At 60.3% G+C, this 17,888-nt stretch carries 14 protein-coding genes; 3 read left to right on the top strand and 11 right to left on the bottom strand.

Annotated features, from left to right (window positions below):
* Positions 1 to 1,575: an outer membrane beta-barrel protein gene (locus ISN39_RS16045; RefSeq protein ID WP_194728182.1), complete on the bottom strand. Its 1,575-nt coding sequence runs from the start codon at positions 1,573 to 1,575 to the stop codon at positions 1 to 3.
* 144 nt (positions 1,576 to 1,719) lie between these two features.
* Here ISN39_RS16045 and ISN39_RS16040 point away from each other — a divergent pair, with 144 nt between their 5' ends.
* The gene (locus tag ISN39_RS16040) at positions 1,720 to 2,712 is read left to right on the top strand and encodes a KpsF/GutQ family sugar-phosphate isomerase (RefSeq protein ID WP_074069652.1); all 993 of its coding nucleotides are present in this window, start codon (positions 1,720 to 1,722) and stop codon (positions 2,710 to 2,712) included.
* On the opposite strand, the gene ISN39_RS16035 is transcribed toward ISN39_RS16040, so the two are convergent.
* From ISN39_RS16035 to ISN39_RS15990, 10 genes are all read right to left on the bottom strand, one after another.
* Positions 2,713 to 3,168 (bottom strand): NfeD family protein, encoded by a 456-nt coding sequence (locus tag ISN39_RS16035; protein ID WP_074069651.1) that lies wholly within the window; start codon positions 3,166 to 3,168, stop codon positions 2,713 to 2,715. It lies immediately after the preceding gene.
* Positions 3,169 to 3,171: 3 nt separating this feature from the next.
* Positions 3,172 to 4,182, bottom strand: coding sequence for an SPFH domain-containing protein (locus ISN39_RS16030; protein WP_074069650.1), 1,011 nt, complete (start codon positions 4,180 to 4,182; stop codon positions 3,172 to 3,174).
* 125 nt (positions 4,183 to 4,307) lie between these two features.
* Positions 4,308 to 5,342 carry a ferrochelatase gene (gene hemH / locus ISN39_RS16025; protein ID WP_194728181.1) on the bottom strand — a complete coding sequence of 345 codons (1,035 nt, stop codon included), beginning with the start codon at positions 5,340 to 5,342 and terminating at the stop codon, positions 4,308 to 4,310.
* 123 nt (positions 5,343 to 5,465) lie between these two features.
* Positions 5,466 to 7,325: a 5'-nucleotidase C-terminal domain-containing protein gene (locus ISN39_RS16020; protein ID WP_194728180.1), complete on the bottom strand. Its 1,860-nt coding sequence runs from the start codon at positions 7,323 to 7,325 to the stop codon at positions 5,466 to 5,468.
* A gap of 207 nt (positions 7,326 to 7,532) precedes the next feature.
* The gene (omp10, locus tag ISN39_RS16015) at positions 7,533 to 7,895 is read right to left on the bottom strand and encodes an outer membrane lipoprotein Omp10 (protein ID WP_027508040.1); all 363 of its coding nucleotides are present in this window, start codon (positions 7,893 to 7,895) and stop codon (positions 7,533 to 7,535) included.
* Between the two features lie 169 nt (positions 7,896 to 8,064).
* Positions 8,065 to 9,519 carry a homospermidine synthase gene (locus ISN39_RS16010; RefSeq protein WP_194728179.1) on the bottom strand — a complete coding sequence of 485 codons (1,455 nt, stop codon included), beginning with the start codon at positions 9,517 to 9,519 and terminating at the stop codon, positions 8,065 to 8,067.
* Positions 9,520 to 9,728: 209 nt separating this feature from the next.
* The gene (locus tag ISN39_RS16005; protein WP_074069646.1) at positions 9,729 to 10,013 is read right to left on the bottom strand and encodes a YciI family protein; all 285 of its coding nucleotides are present in this window, start codon (positions 10,011 to 10,013) and stop codon (positions 9,729 to 9,731) included.
* Positions 10,014 to 10,102: 89 nt separating this feature from the next.
* The gene (locus ISN39_RS16000) at positions 10,103 to 10,729 is read right to left on the bottom strand and encodes an aminotransferase class IV family protein (protein ID WP_194728178.1); all 627 of its coding nucleotides are present in this window, start codon (positions 10,727 to 10,729) and stop codon (positions 10,103 to 10,105) included.
* Positions 10,726 to 11,886 (bottom strand): aminodeoxychorismate synthase component I, encoded by a 1,161-nt coding sequence (locus tag ISN39_RS15995; RefSeq protein ID WP_194728177.1) that lies wholly within the window; start codon positions 11,884 to 11,886, stop codon positions 10,726 to 10,728. Before ISN39_RS15995 ends, ISN39_RS16000 begins: the two co-directional genes overlap by 4 nt.
* A gap of 291 nt (positions 11,887 to 12,177) precedes the next feature.
* Positions 12,178 to 14,031 carry a M3 family oligoendopeptidase gene (locus ISN39_RS15990; protein ID WP_194728176.1) on the bottom strand — a complete coding sequence of 618 codons (1,854 nt, stop codon included), beginning with the start codon at positions 14,029 to 14,031 and terminating at the stop codon, positions 12,178 to 12,180.
* A 206-nt stretch (positions 14,032 to 14,237) separates the two neighbouring features.
* On the opposite strand from ISN39_RS15990, the gene ISN39_RS15985 reads away from it, so the two are divergent.
* Entirely contained in the window at positions 14,238 to 15,785 is a 1,548-nt protein-coding gene (locus tag ISN39_RS15985) for a sigma-54 dependent transcriptional regulator (protein WP_194728175.1), read from the top strand.
* 180 nt (positions 15,786 to 15,965) lie between these two features.
* On the top strand, positions 15,966 to 17,789 hold the full coding sequence (locus ISN39_RS15980; RefSeq protein WP_194728174.1) for a DUF882 domain-containing protein: 1,824 nt from the start codon (positions 15,966 to 15,968) through the stop codon (positions 17,787 to 17,789).
* The last annotated feature ends 99 nt before the right edge of the window (positions 17,790 to 17,888 follow it).

Below are 17,888 nucleotides of genomic sequence, written 5' to 3'. Positions count from 1 at the left end.
CTAGCGTTTCAGCTTGAGACCGACGCCGGCTCGCCATTGCTGCGAGTCGGCGCCCACATCGCGCGTCGTCAGCTCGTATCCCAGCGTGCTGGTGAAATCGAGATAGCGGTTGATGTTCCAGGTGAGCCCGCCGCTCGCCGTATAGACCGTCTCGTCGCTGCTGCCGCCGGACGGATAGTCCCGCAAAGTCACCCCACCCAGCACCGTTGCCTGGAGATTGTCGCGCAGCTGATGCGTGACCGCCGTTGTCAGTTCGTGCGAGATATAGCCGCTCTGACCAGCTGTCGTTGAGGGTTGGATGCTGGTCGATAGATCAAAACGAACGTCGGTTCCACGCAGCGGCGACCAGAGGAGGTTTGCATCGACGGTTGCGGTATCGATCGGTTCGAGGCGGCTATCGTCAAAGGTTGCGGTTTCGTAGCCGAGACCGACTTCACCCTTCAACTTTTCTCCCAGATCGACCTCGACGCCAGCTTTGGCGCCGTAGCTGTTGCCGGAGCGCGCAAAACCCGCCGAATCCCGGGTTTCGTCGTAGACAGTCTTACCGACCGAGGCCTCGACGAAGGGAATGAGGGCCGGCGAAAGCTCATAGCCGACACGGGTCCGAAATGTGCCGGACGTCTGGTCGCGGTCGCTGAGCGAGATCCTCGTGCCGTTCGAAAGCACGGCGTCGGAGTAGATGGTCCGGGTCAGATCGAGTGCCGCGGTACCGCGCAGGATGCCGAACCCGCGCTCGATGGATGCGCCGGCTGAGAACTCCTGCACATCCGATTGCTGCTCGGCATCGGCGATTGCGTCAGGATCGTCGGTATCTTCCCGATAAAACCGGTATCCGCCCTTGATATAAGCGACCGTATCGTCCGGCAGGTCGAGTCGAAGGTCCCCGTCGATGTCGAAGGCGGGCTGTTCTTCGCCGGTACCGCTGACATTGCGCTGCCAAGTGCCCTCACTCGTGACGATCAGTTGATGGAGCGCCCAGTCGGAAGCAAGCGTTGCGTGGGCGTCGGTTTGGAGGAAAGCGCGCGTCTCCTTTGTCTCTCCGTCCTTCGTCGTTTCGGTGTTGATCGACTGGGTAACGGAAGGGCGCAGCACGAAGGTGCCGATGCGGATGCCCGGCGTCTCCTGACCTGAGAGGTTTTCCTCCGGCTTGCGTGGCGCCCTTCTGTCATCGATTGCCGGTTCGCGGGTATTCAGGCGACGAATGTCCTCATCGAGAATGGAGCCGGTCGTCTCGCCGGACGGATCCTGATCAGTCGTCCCGGTTGCCATCGTTGTTCCGGCTTGTTGGTTTGAGCTGGGCGGTGTGCCGCTCATTCCATCGGCTGAGGGATTTGCGATATCGCTACCGTCGGCTGCGCCATTGGCGGGCAACTGCTGTGCATTCGGCGAACTGCTGTAGGACTGCGCGCTAGATGCAGACGAATAGCCGGATGTGCCGCTGCCGGTGCTGTTTTGCGCGGACTGAGCAAAACCAGGGTGAGGTGGAAGAAACAAAGCGAAGCAAGCGATAGAAGACACGGCAAAGCGCGCCGCGCAGAGCGGCGTCAAACTGCTCGTCTCTCTTTCCTTGGCCATCCGGATTCCGCGCGTGGCATGCTTCAATTCGTTACCCGAACGTAAAGCCTCGTGGTTAATCATTCGTTGCGCCGCGAGGCTCTGTTCACAGGTTGCAAAGCAACGTGGGTAGACACCTCAAATGAAAAGCGCTAACGCAGGACCATGAGAAAAGCAGTCAAACTTGTTGAGAACGGTGTGCTCGAATCCGCCAAGCGGACGATCGAGACGGAGAGACGCGGACTGGAAGCGCTGGAGCGCGCCTTGAGCGACGGTCTGTGGGAGCCGTTTTCTCAAGCTGTGGAGACGATCGGCAGTATCAGCGGTCGTGTCATCGTAACGGGTGTCGGCAAAAGTGGACACATCGGAACGAAACTGGCTGCTACCTTTGCTTCGACGGGCACGCCTGCGTTTTTCGTTCACGCTGCGGAAGCCAATCACGGCGACCTTGGGATGATCGCGAGCGACGATCTTGTGCTCGCCATATCCAAGGGCGGCGAAAGCGCGGAACTGCGCAGCATCATTGCCTATACGCGCCGGTTTTCCATCCCCCTGGTCGCGCTCACGTGCAGCGAACACTCGTCGCTGGCGACGGCATCCGACATCGTACTGCTGATCCCGAACGAACAGGAAGCATGCCCGAACGGCCTTGCGCCAACGACATCGACATTGATGCAGCTCGCCCTCGGGGATGCGCTCGCGATCGCGCTGCTTGAAGCGCGCGGCTTCACGGCGCGGGATTTCCATGTCTTCCATCCAGGCGGAAAGCTCGGCGCCAGCCTGATGCATGTCGGCGACGTCATGCATACCGGCGACCGCGTCCCGCTGGTGGCGAAGGGGACACCGATGCCGGAGGCGATCCGCGTGCTGTCGCGCAAGCATTTCGGCTGCGTCGGCGTTCTGGACGAGGACGGGCGGCTCTGCGGCATCGTTACCGAAGGTGACATTGCCCGTAACTTGACGCGCAACCTGTCCGAGCTTTGCGTCGACGACGTCATGACGCGCACGCCGAAGACGGTCAGGCCGACGGCGCTTGCGACAAGCGCGCTGGCATTGCTGGAGCAGTATCAAATCGGCGCACTGATCGTCATCGATGACGATAACAAGCCGGCCGGCCTGGTGCATTTTCACGATCTCTTGCGGATCGGCGTCGCCTGATCAGAGCGGCTCGACCGTCAGGTCGCGCCCGTTGCTTGCGACCACCTTCACCTGCGTTCCGATGGGGAGGTTCGGGCCTGTCACCCGCCAGATCGTATCATCGATGCGAATGCGGCCGCGGCCTTCGGCGATCGGTTCTAAGAGCGTTGCCGTCCGGCCGACGAGACTTGCGCCCCGCTGATTGAGGAAGGGTTCGTCGGTCGCATCATGGCGAAGCGTCAGCCGGCGGCCAAGGAATGTCGCAGCAACGGCCAGGATGGCAAAAAGGATGAGCTGCGTTTCCCAGATCCAGAAAGCGGCATTCCAAAGCAGCAGCGACAGAACGCCGACGGCGAGCGCGGCAAGACCGATCCAGACGAGGAAAAAGCCCGGCACCATCATTTCGGCGGCAAGCAGCGCCAGGCCCACAATCCACCAGGTCCATGGTCCCAGTTCGGCAACGACGCGTGTCAGCATTCGTCAGCGCTCCGGGGCCTGGTTGAAGGGATTGACCGGCGGGGTCGTGCGCGGCGGCACTTGACGCGGCCGCGGCGGGGAGGGCGGACTATTGCCGTCGCCGAAGACCTCCTTAGCGATTGCACCGATACCGCTCAGCGAGCCGATAATGGATGAGGCCTCCATCGGCATCAGGACAATCTTGGAATTGCCGGCCGTTCCGATGGCAGACAGCGCCTCTGTATATTTCTGCGCGACGAAATAGTTGATCGCCTGCACGTCGCCGGCGGCGATCGCCTCGGAGACCATCTTTGTCGCCTTGGCTTCGGCCTCGGCCAGACGCTCTCGGGCTTCCGCTTCGCGGAACGCTGCCTCGCGCTGGCCTTCTGCCTCCAGGATTGCCGATTGCTTGGCACCTTCGGCGCGAAGGATCTGAGCGTTGCGCGAACCTTCGGCTTCCAGAATTTGGGCACGCTTCTCACGCTCGGCCTTCATCTGCCGCGCCATGGCGTCGACGAGATCGGTCGGCGGACGGATGTCCTTGATCTCGATACGGGTGACCTTGATGCCCCACGGCTGCACGGCATCATCGACAACCCGCAGCAGCCGGTCATTGATCGCATCGCGGTTGGACAGGAGCTCGTCGAGGTCCATAGAGCCCATGACGGAACGGATATTGGTCATCGTCAGGTTAAGAACGGCGTTTTCGAGATTGGAGACCTGATAGGCTGCCTGCGCGGCATTCAGGACCTGATAGAAGGCGACGGCATCGGCGGCGACCGAGGCGTTGTCCCGGGTGATGACTTCCTGGGTGGGTACGTCGAGCACCTGCTCCATCACATTCATGCGGGCGCCAATGCGCTCGATGAAGGGCGTGATGATGTTGAGGCCGGGCTCCAGTGTGCGCGTATAGCGGCCGAAGCGCTCGATCGTATAGCGATAGCCCTGCGGCACCGTCTTGATGCCTGCAAAAAGCACAAGGATGACGAAGACGACGAGAGCAATAACGACGATATCGAACCCGCCTAAAATCATCACTCTCTCCTTCATCGCCTATCATCGCGGCGATCCTATTCAACGAGCGGGATATTCACAAGCGCACGCCAAGGTTTTAAACAGCAGCCCGAAGACCGGGGCGCGGCTGGCAGCAGACGTCCGTCTTAGACCCAACCCAGTAGTTCGCGGCGCACGACCTTTTCCAGCACGCGCATCCCGTCCTCACTGTCGTTGAGGCACGGAATATGCGCAAACTTCTCGCCTCCGTTTTCATGAAAGGAATGGGCCGCCTGCTCGGCAATCTCTTCCAGTGTTTCCAGGCAGTCGGAGACGAAACCGGGATTGAGAACGGCGATGCGTCTGACGCCGTCTTGTGCCAGCTTTTCGACGGTCTTGTCGGTATAGGGCTGCAGCCATTCTTCCGGCCCGAAGCGGGACTGGAAGGTTATCATGAACTTCTCCTTCGCAAGGCCGAGCGTTTCGCGAAGCAAGTGGCCTGTCTTCTGGCATTGGAAGAAGTAGGGATCGCCCTGCTCGGAATAGGAGAGCGGGATGCCGTGAAACGAGGCGAGGATCACCTCCGGTTCCCAGTCGAGCCCCGCAAGATGCTTTGTCACCGAATTGGCGAGCGCTTCGATATAGGTTTCGTCGTCGTGATAGTTAGGCACCGTGCGCAATGCCGGCTGCCAGCGCATCTTCAAGAGATGCTGGAATGCCTTGTCGTTGACCGTGGCGGTCGTCGCTGCCGCATATTGCGGATAGAGCGGGAAAAGAACGATGCGGTCGCAGCCTTCCTCTTTCAGTGCGTTGATGCGCGAAGCGATCGAGGGCGTGCCGTAACGCATAGCCCAGTCTACCTTTACATTCGGCAGGTCCTTCAGACGCGCGGCCATGAGATCGGACTGGTTGCGCGTATAGGTGCGCAGATAGCTCTCGTTCTTATCCTTGTTCCAGATTGTCTCGTAGGCCTTGCCGACCTTCTGCGGGCGGGTGTTCAGGACGATGCCGAAGAGGATCGGGTACCATTTCAACGGTGACCATTCGATGACGCGCCTGTCGGTCAGGAATTCGCGCAGATAGCGCCGCATCGACGTGTAGTCGGTGCCGTCGGGCGTGCCGAGATTGACGAGAAGGACTCCGACCTTGCCGAATTTGACCGGAGGATGCTCCGCCGGGAGGTATGAAGGTGCAATGGTCATCTTGGCCCCAACGTTTGATAGTCCCTTCCCGCTCATAGGCAGCCGGCGCGGTGGTATATCCCTATAAGTGGAAAAACCGGCCCGGGAAACCCCGGACCGGTCTTCAACATCCAGACTATCGCCTTACTTCGCGGGAACCTGCAGCTCCTTGCCGACCATCAGGCGACGCGGATCGGGATCGCCGTTGGCTTCGGAGATTTTCTTCCAGAGCTCGCCATCGCCGTAAAACTGCTTGGCAAGATCCCAAAGGGTATCACCTGCGGCGATGACATGGCTTGCCGGCGTCGCCGCAGCCGGTGCGCTGGCAGCTGGCGCAGTTGCGGCTGGAGCTTGAGCGGATGGAGCAGCCGGCGCGGCAGGTGCAGCGGTCGCAGCCGGGGCGGCTTCCGCTATGCGGCCGTCGGTGTAGGGCTTGTAAGGGTTATGGGCTGCCAGATATTCGACCGTCACGTCGGCGAGATCCGGACCGAAGTCATAGGCATTCTTGCCGGCTGTTTCGAAGATCGAATAGCCATCCCCGCCGGCGCGCATGAAATTGTTGGTGACGACCCCGTAGGTCTTGGCCGGATCGATCGGTGCGAATTTGTCACCCTCCTTGACCTCAACGCCGCTGACGCGGCTGCCCGCCGGCTTCGACTTGTCGAAGCTGTACTTCAGGCCGGCGACCTGCGCGAAGCGGCCGGCGCCCTCGTCGATCTGGCTGACACCGTTTTCTAGCGCCGTGACGATGTCTGCGCCCGTCAGCTGGAAGGTGGCCACCGTGTTCTGGAACGGCAGCACGGTGATGACTTCGCCCTGGGTGATATCGCCGCCGTCGATCGAGGCGCGAAGGCCGCCGCCGTTCTGGATGGCGATCTGTATGCCCTGGTTCTTCGTGCGGTCGAGCATGGCATCGGCAACGAGGTTGCCCATCGAGCACTCCTTGACGCGGCAAACGGTGCGGTTGCCCTCGATCGGGGCTTGGGACGAGCCGATGACCTTCTTGCGGAGTTCTTCGATCGGTTTCGCCAGTTCCTGGATACGGGCAACAAGGGCCGGGTCGGGCGTGAAGGAGGAGTCGATCAGGATCGGATCGCCCTTGGCGCTCTTGACGACGCCGCTGTCGTCGAAGTCGACGACGAGATCACCGAGATACTTGCTGTAGGATGCCGCCTGCACGACGGGCACCTTGTAGCCGCCCGGATTGTCCACCATCGTCGGGTAGGGGCCTTCCGCCTTCGGATCGGTGTTCGAAAGCAGGCTGTGCGAGTGGCCGCCAACGACGACATCGACATCCGGAATCTTGGCGATGGCTGCGAGATCGCGCGGATAGCCGACATGGGTGAGCGCGATGATCTTGTTGATGCCCTGGGCCTTCAATTCCTGGACAGCTGCGCTGATCGTCTGGACGTCCTCGGCAATCATCACTTTGGGGCCGGGAGAGGAAAGCTCTTCGGTATCATTGGCCACGGCGCCGACGATGCCGATCTTCTGCCCGCCGACATCGAGCACCAGCGAAGGCTTGATGCGATCGCCGAGCTTCGAGCCGTCGGCGGCAAGGACGTTTGCGGAAATAACCGGGAACTGGACCTTGTCGAGGAAGGCGGCGAGGCCGTCTTCGCTGTCGTCAAATTCATGGTTGCCGACGGTCATCACATCGAACTTCATGGCGTTCAGCATCTCGGCTTCCGCAGTACCTTTGTAGGTCGTGTAAAAGAGCGAACCCTGAAAGTTGTCGCCGGCGTTCAAAAGCAGGACGTTCTGGCCGGACAGCGCCTGGCGGCGCTGGTCGATCGCGGTCTTCAAGCGGGCGGCGCCGCCGAAGCATGCGTTCTTGCCTTCGTCCTCCGCCGAGCAGGTGGAATCGAACTTGTTGATCGACTCGATGCGTGAATGGAAATCATTGATATGAAGAATATTGAGCTTGTAGTCCGCGAAAGCTGCGCCAGCGCTAAGCGCCAGCATCGATGCGGTCAACAGACCGAAGCTAAATGACTTGGTCATACTGTTCTCCTGATTTAATGGCGAAGCCCCGTACCCCTGACTTCGTCCTTCCCTTACTCGTTTGGCGGCTACCCGGCGTGCGGATGTTTTCATCAACGATGACCGACCGCAAGTGCAAAAAAGCTGTTGTTCTCGGGGTGCTTTCCAAGAGGCAAAAACGAAAAAAGCTCCCGCAAAGGAGAGCTTCTTCATTAAAAGCGGGGGAAATTACATGCGGCGCGTCAACGTGAATTGCGAACCTGCATCCGAGGTGCAGTTCAGCTGACTTTGGTTGACGAGCGCGCAATTGACCTTCGACTGCGTCTTGCGAACCAGCGATGTCATGCTGATTTCGACCAGTGACGGTGAGGTGTTGATATAGGTGCCGGACGCGAGCAGCTGGTTGCTGTCGGTCGTGCGGGTGGTGAAGGTGCCTGCCTGGAAGGTAGAAATGATGCCGTTCGGATCGGCCCAGGAACCCTCGACGCCGGTCGGCGCAGCGCGTGTCGCTACCGGCATGGGGCGGTCTGAGACGCAGGCGGCAAGCGCTGCTGCAGCACCCGCAAGGACGAGAATGTTTCTGAACGTCATATGGTTCTCCCGGCGATTCGGAGCGGACTCTATCCGCGAAAGTCTTGAAAAACATGGCGCGAGCCCGCCGCCATGGCAAGCCTCCTGCAACGATGAAGCGAAATTACGCGGCAGGCGTTACAAAAATGCCCGCCTTTCGGCGGGCATCGATGCGGATTTGAATGCCCGGTTAGGCACGAACCAGGATGTTCTTGAACTGCCAGGGATCCTTGGTGTCGATGTCTTCCGGGAAGAGGCCCGGACGACCATTAAGCGGCGTCCAGTCGGTGTAGTGACCTTCAACCGGGCCGAGATAGGGCAGCTGCACTTCGAGGCAGCGCTTGTAGTCGATCTCGTCGGCTTCGACGATACCGGCCTTCGGGTGTTCGAGAGCCCAGACCATGCCTGCGAGAACGGCAGAGGTCACCTGCAGGCCGGTCGCATTCTGATAGGGCGCGATGCGGCGGGTTTCTTCGAGCGACAGGCGCGAGCCGAACCAATAGGCGTTCTTCTCGTGGCCGTAGAGGAGCACACCGAGTTCGTCGATGCCGTCCTCCAGTTCGTCTTCGTCGAGAACGTGGTGGACCGGCTGCGACGTGCCGCCGTTACCGAACATCTCATGCAGCGACAGGATCGCATCGTTGGCCGGATGGTAGGCATAGTGGCAGGTCGGGCGGAACGTGACTTCGCCATCCTTGTCGCGGACCGTGAAATAATCGGCGATCGAAATCGACTCGTTGTGAGTGACAAGGAAACCGTATTGCGGACCGGGCGTCGGGCACCAGGTGCGCACGCGGGTATTGGCGCCCGGCTGCTCCAGATAGATCGCGGCCTTGCAGCCCTTTTTCTGCTTCTTGGCGTTCTTCGGCATCCAGTTTTCATGGGTGCCCCAGCCGAGCTCTGCGGGCTGCATGCCTTCGGAAATGAAGCCTTCGACCGACCAGGTATTCCAGAAGACGTTGAGCGGCTTCGGATGCTTGGTGCGCTGTGTGTCGCGTTCGGCAATGTGGATGCCCTTGACGCCGACCTTCTTCATCAGCTTCGCCCAGCCTTCACGGTCGTGCTGATCCGGCTCGTCGAACTTCACGCCGATTTCGTTGGCGAGGTTGACAAGCGCCTGCTTGACGAACCAGGACACCATGCCTGGGTTTGCGCCGCAGGTGGAAACGGCGGTAGCACCGCCAGGGTTCTTCGCCTTTTCCTTGCGGACGGTTTCGCGCAGCGCATAATTGGTGCGGTCGGCGTTCTTCATGTTCTTGTCGAAATAGAAGCCGAGCCAGGGTTCCACGACGGTGTCGATATAAAGTACGTCGAGCTTGCGGCAGAGCTTCATGATGTCGAGCGAGCCGGTATCGACCGAGAGATTGACGCAGAAGCCTTGACCGCCGCCTTTGGTCAGAAGCGGCTTCAGGAGATCCTTGTAATTGTCCTTCGTCACGTATTCTTTGATGTGGAGGACACCGTACTTCTTCAGGATCTCCATGTCGGCCGGCTCGTCGCGCGGGTCGATGACAACCATCCGGCTCTTGTCGAATTTGAAGTGGCGCTCGATCAGCGGCAGCGTGCCGCGGCCGATGGAGCCAAAGCCGATCATCACGATCGGACCGGTAATTTCGGCATATACCGGGTGGGTCTGTTCCGTCATTCTTTTCTCCTATGGAAGGTGACGAAGGCGATGAACCTTTAAGAATTCTTCTGAAATGGCGCGAGAAATGCGAGGTGACCGGCTCTAACCATAAATCGGCGTCACAATAAAGAGCGTTTGGGCCGGAAATGGATTTATCAGCGCGCGGACATGCGCAAGCTCCGCAACGAGCTCGGCCTTGTGCAGCGTCAGCCCCTTTGTAGGAAACTCTATTTTTTCAGGATATCCAGCCCCTCGGCCACCGTCGTCACCGCGACTTCCGTGATCTCATATTCTGCAACGCCGTGAACCATGAACGGATCGGCGGCGACATAGGCCTCGATCTCGGCACGATTGCCGATAGCGAGGATGACGCCGCCGGTGCGGGGAACCTTGCGGCCGGAGGCAAGGAACCAGCCTTTGGCATAGCCTTCCTTGACCCAGGCCATATGCGGCTCCATGTGCTTATCGGCCTCTTCGTTCGGCTTCACATAGGTGAGCGCCAGCATGAACATGGCAAAATCCTTCCGGTCTATCGTTGCGGATCTGTTGAATAATCGATTGGAACGTTGCCATCCATCTTCTTTTTAGGGTTTGCGCGGGCTTAGATGAAAAGCCGTGCAGGGATGAGGCCGCGGAGCGAATTTCCAACGTAGATCTGGCCGTTGTTCAAATCGTCCAGCCGGATGCGACCGACGCGGGCATTGCGCTGACAGATCAACTCTGTGCGCAGCACGCCAGCGAGCAGGCCGCAGGAAATCGGCGGGGTGCGAAGGATGCCGGAACCATCGCCGAGGAAGACTGAAGTGATCGTGCCTTCGCAGACGTCGCCGCGTTCGTTCAGCATCAGCACTTCGTCCGCCTGCTGCGGCGTGTATTCGGCGCGGGCGGCTTCGTAGAGCGTGCGGCGGGTGGTCTTGATCCGCAGCAGCTTGTCGGCGCTGTCGAGGCGGGTCGAAGCGATGCGGATGTTCCACACCGTGCCGGGCGCAAGCGGTGTGAAAGGCGCGGTCGTGACGTCTATGCGGCCCTGCGCATCGAAGGTCAGCCGGATGCGCAGAGCGCCCGTCGCGCCTTGGACGGAGGCATTGAGCTCATCGAGCGCATGTCGCGGCTCGGCAAAGCCGATCCGCCGGGCCGAGCGCGTCAGACGGGCAAGATGCAGCCGCAGGCGCATGAAGCCGGTCCCCGGTTCAAACCGCAATGTCTCAATCAGCGAGAAGTCGCTCATCGCGCGATGTCCTGGTCGCCGATCGCAAAACGCGCCTTGAGCAGGCATTCTTCATATTCGGCTTCCGCAGTGGAATCGAAGACGATGCCGCCACCGACATTGAAGATTGCCCTGCCGTCCTCAAAAAGGCTGATCGTGCGGATCGCAACCGAAAAGCGCATGGCGCCTGCCGGAGAGATCATGCCGATCGCGCCGCAATAGGCGTCGCGTGGCGTGTCTTCGAGTTCGTGCAGGATGTGCATGGCGCTGAGCTTCGGTGCGCCGGTGATCGAGCCGCAGGGGAAGAGGGCGGCGAAGATATCGCGGATGGAAAGGTCGGGAAGAAGTTTCGCCTGCACATGGCTTACCATTTGGTGCAGTGTGGGGTAGGTCTCGATCTCGAAGAGCTTCGGAACATCGAGCGTACCGACCTCCGTGATGCGCGAGATGTCATTGCGAAGCAGGTCGACGATCATCCGGTTTTCGGCTTGTGTCTTTATATCGTGACGCATCGCCGCGACAATGGCGGCATCTTCGGCCGCATCGGCGCCACGCTTGGCGGTGCCTTTCATCGGATGCGTCTCGATCCAGCCTTCCTCGTCCGTCCGGAAGAAGAGCTCGGGAGAGCGGGACAGGATGACGGGGCCGCCGAGATCGACGAGCGCACCGTATTTCACCGGCTGACGTTCGATCAGCGACCAGAAGGCCGCGCGCGGATCTCCATTCCAACGTGCTTCGATGGGCATGGTGAGGTTTGCTTGATAGCAATCGCCCTGGCGCAGATGCCGATGCAATCGGTCGAAGCGCTCTTTGTATGCGGGGAATGCCCAAGCGGCTTTGGGCGCCGTCAGGAATTCCTCGTTGTCGAGACGCTGTTTCGGCTGCGCGAGCGGACGACCGTCCTTCTGCGGGGCGTCGAAGATGCCGAAGCAGAGCAACGGCGTCTGCCTGTTCTCTTCCACGAAGCCCGCGAGTTTTTCCTCGAAGAGATAGCCCGCTTCGTAAGATAGATATCCTGCCAGCCACTTTCCGTCCGTCTTGGCCGTCTCCATCCGCGCGAGGCCGGCGAAGAATTCGGCACGCGTCCGGGCGATGATGATCTCGGCGGGATCGGCGAAGAGCATGACTTCGCCGGTCGTGTCGTCGCGGAAGAGGATGCAAGACTGAGAAATTGTCATCCGCGCTCCCATTTGCTGAGACCGGTCGCTCCGGATTTCCTCATTGCCGTGCTTGTCACAGGGTTCCAGCCCCGGCGCATCCGCGTCGCGAATGACTTTTTTCGTTTCAAAGTGTCTCCCGCGCCCAAGGCCTTGGGCGCACTGGATTCCTGTGACAAGCACGGGAATGAGGGAGAAGGGGTTGCCTTCATCGTTCCTCGTAAGCGTTGCACAATGCCGCCTGGCTGCTTGCACCGACGGCCGCAGCTCAAGGTCAGGGCTTTCGGTTAGCCCCTGACCCGGAGCTGCGTCTTAAGCCTTATCAAGCGCTTCCAATTCATCGATCAGCCCCTCAATCATCGACAGGCCCTTGCTCCAGAACGACGGATCGGTGGCGTCGAGGCCGAAAGGCTTCAGGAGTTCAGAGTGATGCTTGGTGCCGCCGGCCTTCAGAAGCGCGAAATATTTGTCCTGGAAGCCCTTGTCGGCTTTGCGGTAGACGGCATAGAGCGAGTTCACCAGGCAGTCGCCGAAGGCATAGGCGTAGACATAGAAGGGCGAGTGGATGAAGTGGGGGATATAGGCCCAGTAGGTCTCGTATCCCTCGGAGATCCTGATCGCCGGACCGAGGCTTTCCGACTGAACCGAAAGCCAGAGTTCGCCGATATCCTCGGCGGTCAGTTCGCCTGCCTTGCGGGCCGTGTGAAGCTCGCGTTCGAATTCGTAGAAGGCGATCTGGCGCACGACCGTGTTGATCATGTCCTCGACCTTTTGGGCGAGCATCGCCTTGCGCTCGCGCTTGTCCGTCGTCTTGTCAAGCAGTGCGCGGAAGGTCAGCATCTCGCCGAAGACGGAGGCGGTTTCGGCAAGCGTCAGCGGGGTCTGGCACATCAGCGCGCCCTGTGCACCGGCCAGCACCTGATGAACGCCGTGGCCGAGTTCATGGGCAAGCGTCATCACATCCCGCGGCTTGCCCATGTAGTTGACCAGCACGTAGGGATGCGCTGAGGGAACCGTGGGGTGAGAGAAGGCGCCGGGCGCCTTGCCGGGACGCACGGGCGCGTCGATCCACTGCTCGTCGAAGAAGCGCTTGGCGATGGCCGCCATTTCCGGCGCGAAATTGCCGTAGGCCGAAAGAACGGTGTCCTTCGCTTCGCCCCAGGAAATCACTGCATTGGAGGTTTCGGGCAAGGGCGCATTGCGGTCCCAGAAATTCATCTGGTCCATTCCGAGCCACTTCGCCTTCATCTTGTAATAGCGGTGCGAAAGGCGCGGATAGGCCTGCTTGACGGCAGCTGCCAGCGCATCGACCACGTCGCGCTCGACGCGGTTTGCCAGATGACGGCTGTCGGCGATATCCTCGAAGCCGCGCCAGCGATCGGAAATATCCTTGTCCTTGGCAAGCGTATTGGTGATCAACGTGAAGGTGCGGATATTCGCCTTGAAGGTTTCGGCGAGCGCCATTGCCGCCTTGCGGCGCGCTTCCGGATCCTCGTCCTGCAAAAGATTGAGCGCGACTTCGAGCGGCACTTTCTCGCCGTCGATATTGTAGCGGAGCTCGGCCATGGTCTCGTCGAAGAGGCGGTTAAACGCAGCCGCACTCGTCATCGACTTTTCGAGAAAGAGCTGTTCCAGCTTGTCTTCCAGCTGGTAGGGCTTGTCCTTGCGCAGGTCGATCAGCCAGGGGCGGTAATGGCCGGCCTCAGGGTCGTTTGCCATGCAGGCGTCCATCACCGCGTCGTCGATGCGGTTCAGCTCCAGCGCGAAGAAGAGAAGGTGGCCGGAGAATTCGGTGATCTTCGCCTGGACGTCGCCGTAGAGCTTGCCGTTTACCGGGTTGGTCGTATCGGAGAAATAGGTGAGGCCGGCAAAAGAGCCGAGACGGCCGATGAGATCGTCCAGCGCCTCGTATTCCTTCAGCGCCTCGCCGATGCCTCCAGCGCCTTTTTGGGCCGCTGCATCGGCAAGTTTGCCTTTCCATTTTTCCTCGAAGGCGAGCGCGTTGCGGCCTGCCTTTTCCATGTCGCTGGTGAAGGCGGTCGAGATGGCGGAAGGGTAGAGATCCTGCAGCTTCCAGACCGGGAGGTCGCCGAGCGCCGGATCGGTCGCGGCCGAGGCAACTGTTGCCGAAAAATTAAGACCGGCGCCGGGGAGCACGAAATTCATGGCTGGGTTCCTCTTCCTCATTTCGAACAGGTCTGACTGTCTAAGCGCCGGAAGGCCCCGTATCAAGGGGCTTTCGGGATGCTGGAGGCCCGCTTCGATACGGATTCGGTATCGCCACAATCGTTAAAATGCAATTATTTCTCAAAACTGGATGTTCAAGCCTTTCTGCCAGAGTGCCCGCAGGTTTCGCATGAAGTGAGGCAACAATGACCGGTTATAGTGAGCTCAAGGGTGCAGGGCAGATTCTCGTGGTCGAGGACGACCCGGTACAACGCCGTCTGCTGAAGAACGCAATCGAGCGTCACGGGCATGTCGTCCATCAGGCTGAGAACGGCCGCATCGGCCTGGAGATGGTGAAGCGCGACAGTGGTCTCTTCAACGTCATCCTTCTCGACCTGATGATGCCGGAAATGACCGGCCTAGAATTCCTCGAAGCGCTCCATGAACTCGGCACGCAGATCCCGGTGATCGTGCAGACCGGGCAGGGCGGCATTGAAACGGTCGTGCAGGCCATGCGTGCCGGCGCCTTCGATTTCGTCGTCAAGCCCGTTTCACCGGAGCGCATCGCAACCTCGATCGCCAACGCAATGAAGCTGGACCAGCGCGAAGTGCGGGCCCGCTCGGGCCGCCGTTCGCGCTCCGGCCTCGTCGGCTTCGACGACATTGTTTCGGCAAGCCCGGCGATGATCCGCGTCATCGATCTGGCGCAGCGTGCGGCGCAATCCAACATTCCGGTCGTGCTCGAAGGCGAGTCCGGCGTCGGCAAGGAGCTGGTTGCGCGTGCCATCCAGTCAGGCGGCGACCGCTCGGGTAAGCCCTTCGTCACGGTGAACTGCGGCGCCATTCCGCACAACCTCGTCGAGAGCATCCTCTTTGGCCATGAAAAGGGCGCGTTCACCGGTGCAACCGAGCGCCATACGGGCAAGTTCATGGAGGCCGACGGCGGCACGATCTTCCTCGATGAAATCGGCGATCTGCCGCTCGACGTGCAGGTCAAGCTGCTGCGAGCCGTGCAGCAGGGCGAAGTCGAGACCGTCGGCGCACGCACGGCGCACAAGGTCAATGTCCGGCTCATTTCCGCGACGAACAAGGACCTGATCGAGGAAGTGAAAAACGGCCACTTCCGCGAAGATCTCTATTATCGCCTCAATGTCTTTCCGATCACCATTCCGGCGCTGCGCAAGCGCAAGGAGGACATTCCGAATCTGGTGCGCGTCTTTGCCGACCGCTTCTCGTCCGAACAGAAAAATGGCCATCGCATGACGGTCAGCGCGGGTGCGTTGGCATTGCTGACGGCCTATGACTGGCCGGGCAACATCCGCCAGCTCGAGAACGCGATCTTCCGCGCCGTCGTGCTCGCCGAAGGCCACGAGCTCAGCGAAGCGGATTTTCCGCAGATCGCTGCCCAGCTGCCGCAATATGACGTGGTCGATCACCTGGCGCTGGTTGCCGACAATACATATCGCGAGCACGAGGTGGAGTTTGCGGAATTTCACGTTCCGCAGGTCTCTGCGAGCGAGTCGCGCGGGCACCACGACGAGATGCCGGAGAATGCGATCGCAAGCGTCAATCCGGCGGGCGAGGTGCGCAAACTTGCCGATGTCGAGGAAGAATTGATTCGATTCGCGCTTAAATTCTATCGCGGCCAGATGAGTCAAGTGGCCAGAAAACTCGGCATCGGACGCTCAACGCTTTACAGAAAGCTCAAGGATTACGGCATCGATCCCGACAATCCCCAGAAAGATGCGGCATAAGCGGCGTTCCATTAATATTCCCGCAAGCATGTTTTGTTACCCGATATAAACTACTTGTTAGTCGATCGTTGACTATGTAAAGAAAAGGTTGATCGAGTGTGGCATTTTTGCCATCGTGTCACCGCAATTGACAGTCATTGGGACAGTTCGGGGACCTGGGCAGTCTGACGGGGATTGAGTTTGCCGGATCTGAATGAGAACACCAAGCCTTCGCGCTTGAGCTGGCGTACAGTGTGCGCCGACATTGGCGGAAAGGCGGTTAGGACGGCCATGGCTGTCCTTCTCGCACTCGCGGTTTCCTCACCAGTATTCGTTGGCACGCCGTCCGAAGCAGCGGGCGAAACGCGCAGTCTGAAACTTTATTTCATCCATACCGGCGAAAAGGCCGTCATCACCTACAAACGCAATGGCAGGTTCGACCCGAAGGGTCTTGGGCAGTTGAATCGATTCCTTCGCGACTGGCGCAAGAACCAGCCGACGAAGATGGACCCCCATCTTTTCGATCTGATCTGGGAAGTCTACCGCCAGAGCGGTTCCAGGGACTACATCAACGTTGTCTGCGGCTTCCGTTCGCCCGCCACCAATTCAATGCTCAAGTCCCGTTCGCGCAATTCCGGCGTTGCCGAGAAGAGCCAGCATATGCTCGGCAAGGCGATGGACTTCTTCATTCCGGATGTGAAGCTTGCAAAGCTGCGTGCGATCGGCATGAAAATGCAGGTCGGCGGCGTTGGCTTCTATCCGAAGTCCGGTTCTCCCTTCGTGCACATGGATGTCGGCGGCGTTCGCGCCTGGCCGCGCATGAGCCGCCAGGAGCTGGCGCAGCTTTTCCCGAACGGCAACACCATTCATATCCCGTCGGACGGCAAGCCCCTGCCGGGCTACCAGCAGGCGATGGCCGACTATAAGCGCCGGGTCAGCACCAATCAGCTTGTCATGGCAAGCGGCGGCGATGCCGAGACGAGAAAGCCGAAGACATTGTTCGCTGCACTCTTTGGCGGCGGCGCAGACGAGGAAGAGGATAGCGCGGAGGATTCCGCTCCGGTCGCCGTTGCAAGGGCAACGCCGCCGAAGGCCGAAGCGCCTGCTGCCGCGGCTGAGCCGCAGCCGACTGAGGTTGCCGCCGTGAATGCACCGGTGCCCCAGGTTCGTCCAGCCTTTGCCGGTCAGCTTGCCGGCGGCGAAGTTGCAAATGCTCTCGTTTCACCGAATTCCGGCAATGCTGCACAGCAGGCACTTGCCGCTGCCACCGAAGAGCAAGGCCAGCCGCAGCAGTTCGCCGATCTCAGCGCCTATCACGTTCCGGTTCCCTCGCTGCTTGGCCCGCGCAACGCGCCAGGTGATGCGGAAGTCGCATCCAACGATCCGATGGTTCCAACCCCGGCCGAACGTCCGGCGGTCGCCGAAAATCTGCTTGCGGCGGCAGCAATCGATCCGCAAGCGGATGCGGACGAAGCCGAAGCGGACCGGCTTTCTCCGGCACTGGCTCAAGCGCTTGATCAGAACAATGCAGTCGATAGGCGGGTGGCTGCCCTTGCGCCGGCCACCGTCGAGCAGGCCATCAGCGCAGCGATGCCTGCCGCCAAGCCGGCTGAGAATAAGGCACCGGTGCAACTTGCCGCACTCGCTCCTGTCAAATCCGCAAGCTTCGGCGACGCCTTCGACCTACAGCAGATTTCCGAAGACTCCACTGCCAATGGCGTTGCAACCAAGGGCGGGCGCCCGACGAAGGAGGCTGCTGCCGCTGCCGACGCAGGCCGCGCGACGGTCCGTACCGAGCCGAAGCTGACCCAGAAGATAATTTCGCAGTGGGCGCTGACCAATTCCCGCATGGAAATGATCACGAAGCCGGTCAAGGCACCCCGTTTCGTCAGCCAGACGCTTCGCGCCCAGCCGACCGCCGTCTACGCCGAAGGCTTCAACGTCAAGACCGCTTCCATCGATCCGGCCCGCTTCAGCGGCTCGGCGGTGAACTTCATGGAAGTGCGCAAGTTCAATACGAACTGAGCGAATCTATCAAAATGAACGACAGGCCGCCGGAGAAATCCGGCGGTCTTTGTTTATGCGCTGGGCACATCCTCCCGCACTGGAGGCGGGAGGATTGAT

The organism is Rhizobium sp. 007 (genome assembly GCF_015353075.1).
GTDB lineage: Bacteria > Pseudomonadota > Alphaproteobacteria > Rhizobiales > Rhizobiaceae > Rhizobium.
The sequence above is the reverse complement of the archived record's forward strand: the minus strand, read 5'-3'. Positions and strand labels throughout refer to the sequence as shown.

What these genes read in the sequence shown, in the direction of transcription:
- ISN39_RS16030 (WP_074069650.1), bottom strand. Translation starts at nt 4,182, where the DNA reads ATGATTTTAGGCGGGTTCGATATCGTCGTTATTGCTCTCGTCGTCTTC.
- ISN39_RS16010 (WP_194728179.1), bottom strand. Translation starts at nt 9,519, where the DNA reads ATGACGGAACAGACCCACCCGGTATATGCCGAAATTACCGGTCCGATC.
- hemH (WP_194728181.1), bottom strand. Translation starts at nt 5,342, where the DNA reads ATGACCATTGCACCTTCATACCTCCCGGCGGAGCATCCTCCGGTCAAA.
- ISN39_RS16020 (WP_194728180.1), bottom strand. Translation starts at nt 7,325, where the DNA reads ATGACCAAGTCATTTAGCTTCGGTCTGTTGACCGCATCGATGCTGGCG.
- ISN39_RS16005 (WP_074069646.1), bottom strand. Translation starts at nt 10,013, where the DNA reads ATGTTCATGCTGGCGCTCACCTATGTGAAGCCGAACGAAGAGGCCGAT.
- ISN39_RS16035 (WP_074069651.1), bottom strand. Translation starts at nt 3,168, where the DNA reads ATGCTGACACGCGTCGTTGCCGAACTGGGACCATGGACCTGGTGGATT.
- ISN39_RS16045 (WP_194728182.1), bottom strand. Translation starts at nt 1,575, where the DNA reads ATGGCCAAGGAAAGAGAGACGAGCAGTTTGACGCCGCTCTGCGCGGCG.
- ISN39_RS15985 (WP_194728175.1), top strand. Translation starts at nt 14,238, where the DNA reads ATGACCGGTTATAGTGAGCTCAAGGGTGCAGGGCAGATTCTCGTGGTC.
- omp10 (WP_027508040.1), bottom strand. Translation starts at nt 7,895, where the DNA reads ATGACGTTCAGAAACATTCTCGTCCTTGCGGGTGCTGCAGCAGCGCTT.
- ISN39_RS15990 (WP_194728176.1), bottom strand. Translation starts at nt 14,031, where the DNA reads ATGAATTTCGTGCTCCCCGGCGCCGGTCTTAATTTTTCGGCAACAGTT.
- ISN39_RS15995 (WP_194728177.1), bottom strand. Translation starts at nt 11,886, where the DNA reads ATGACAATTTCTCAGTCTTGCATCCTCTTCCGCGACGACACGACCGGC.
- ISN39_RS16040 (WP_074069652.1), top strand. Translation starts at nt 1,720, where the DNA reads ATGAGAAAAGCAGTCAAACTTGTTGAGAACGGTGTGCTCGAATCCGCC.
- ISN39_RS16000 (WP_194728178.1), bottom strand. Translation starts at nt 10,729, where the DNA reads ATGAGCGACTTCTCGCTGATTGAGACATTGCGGTTTGAACCGGGGACC.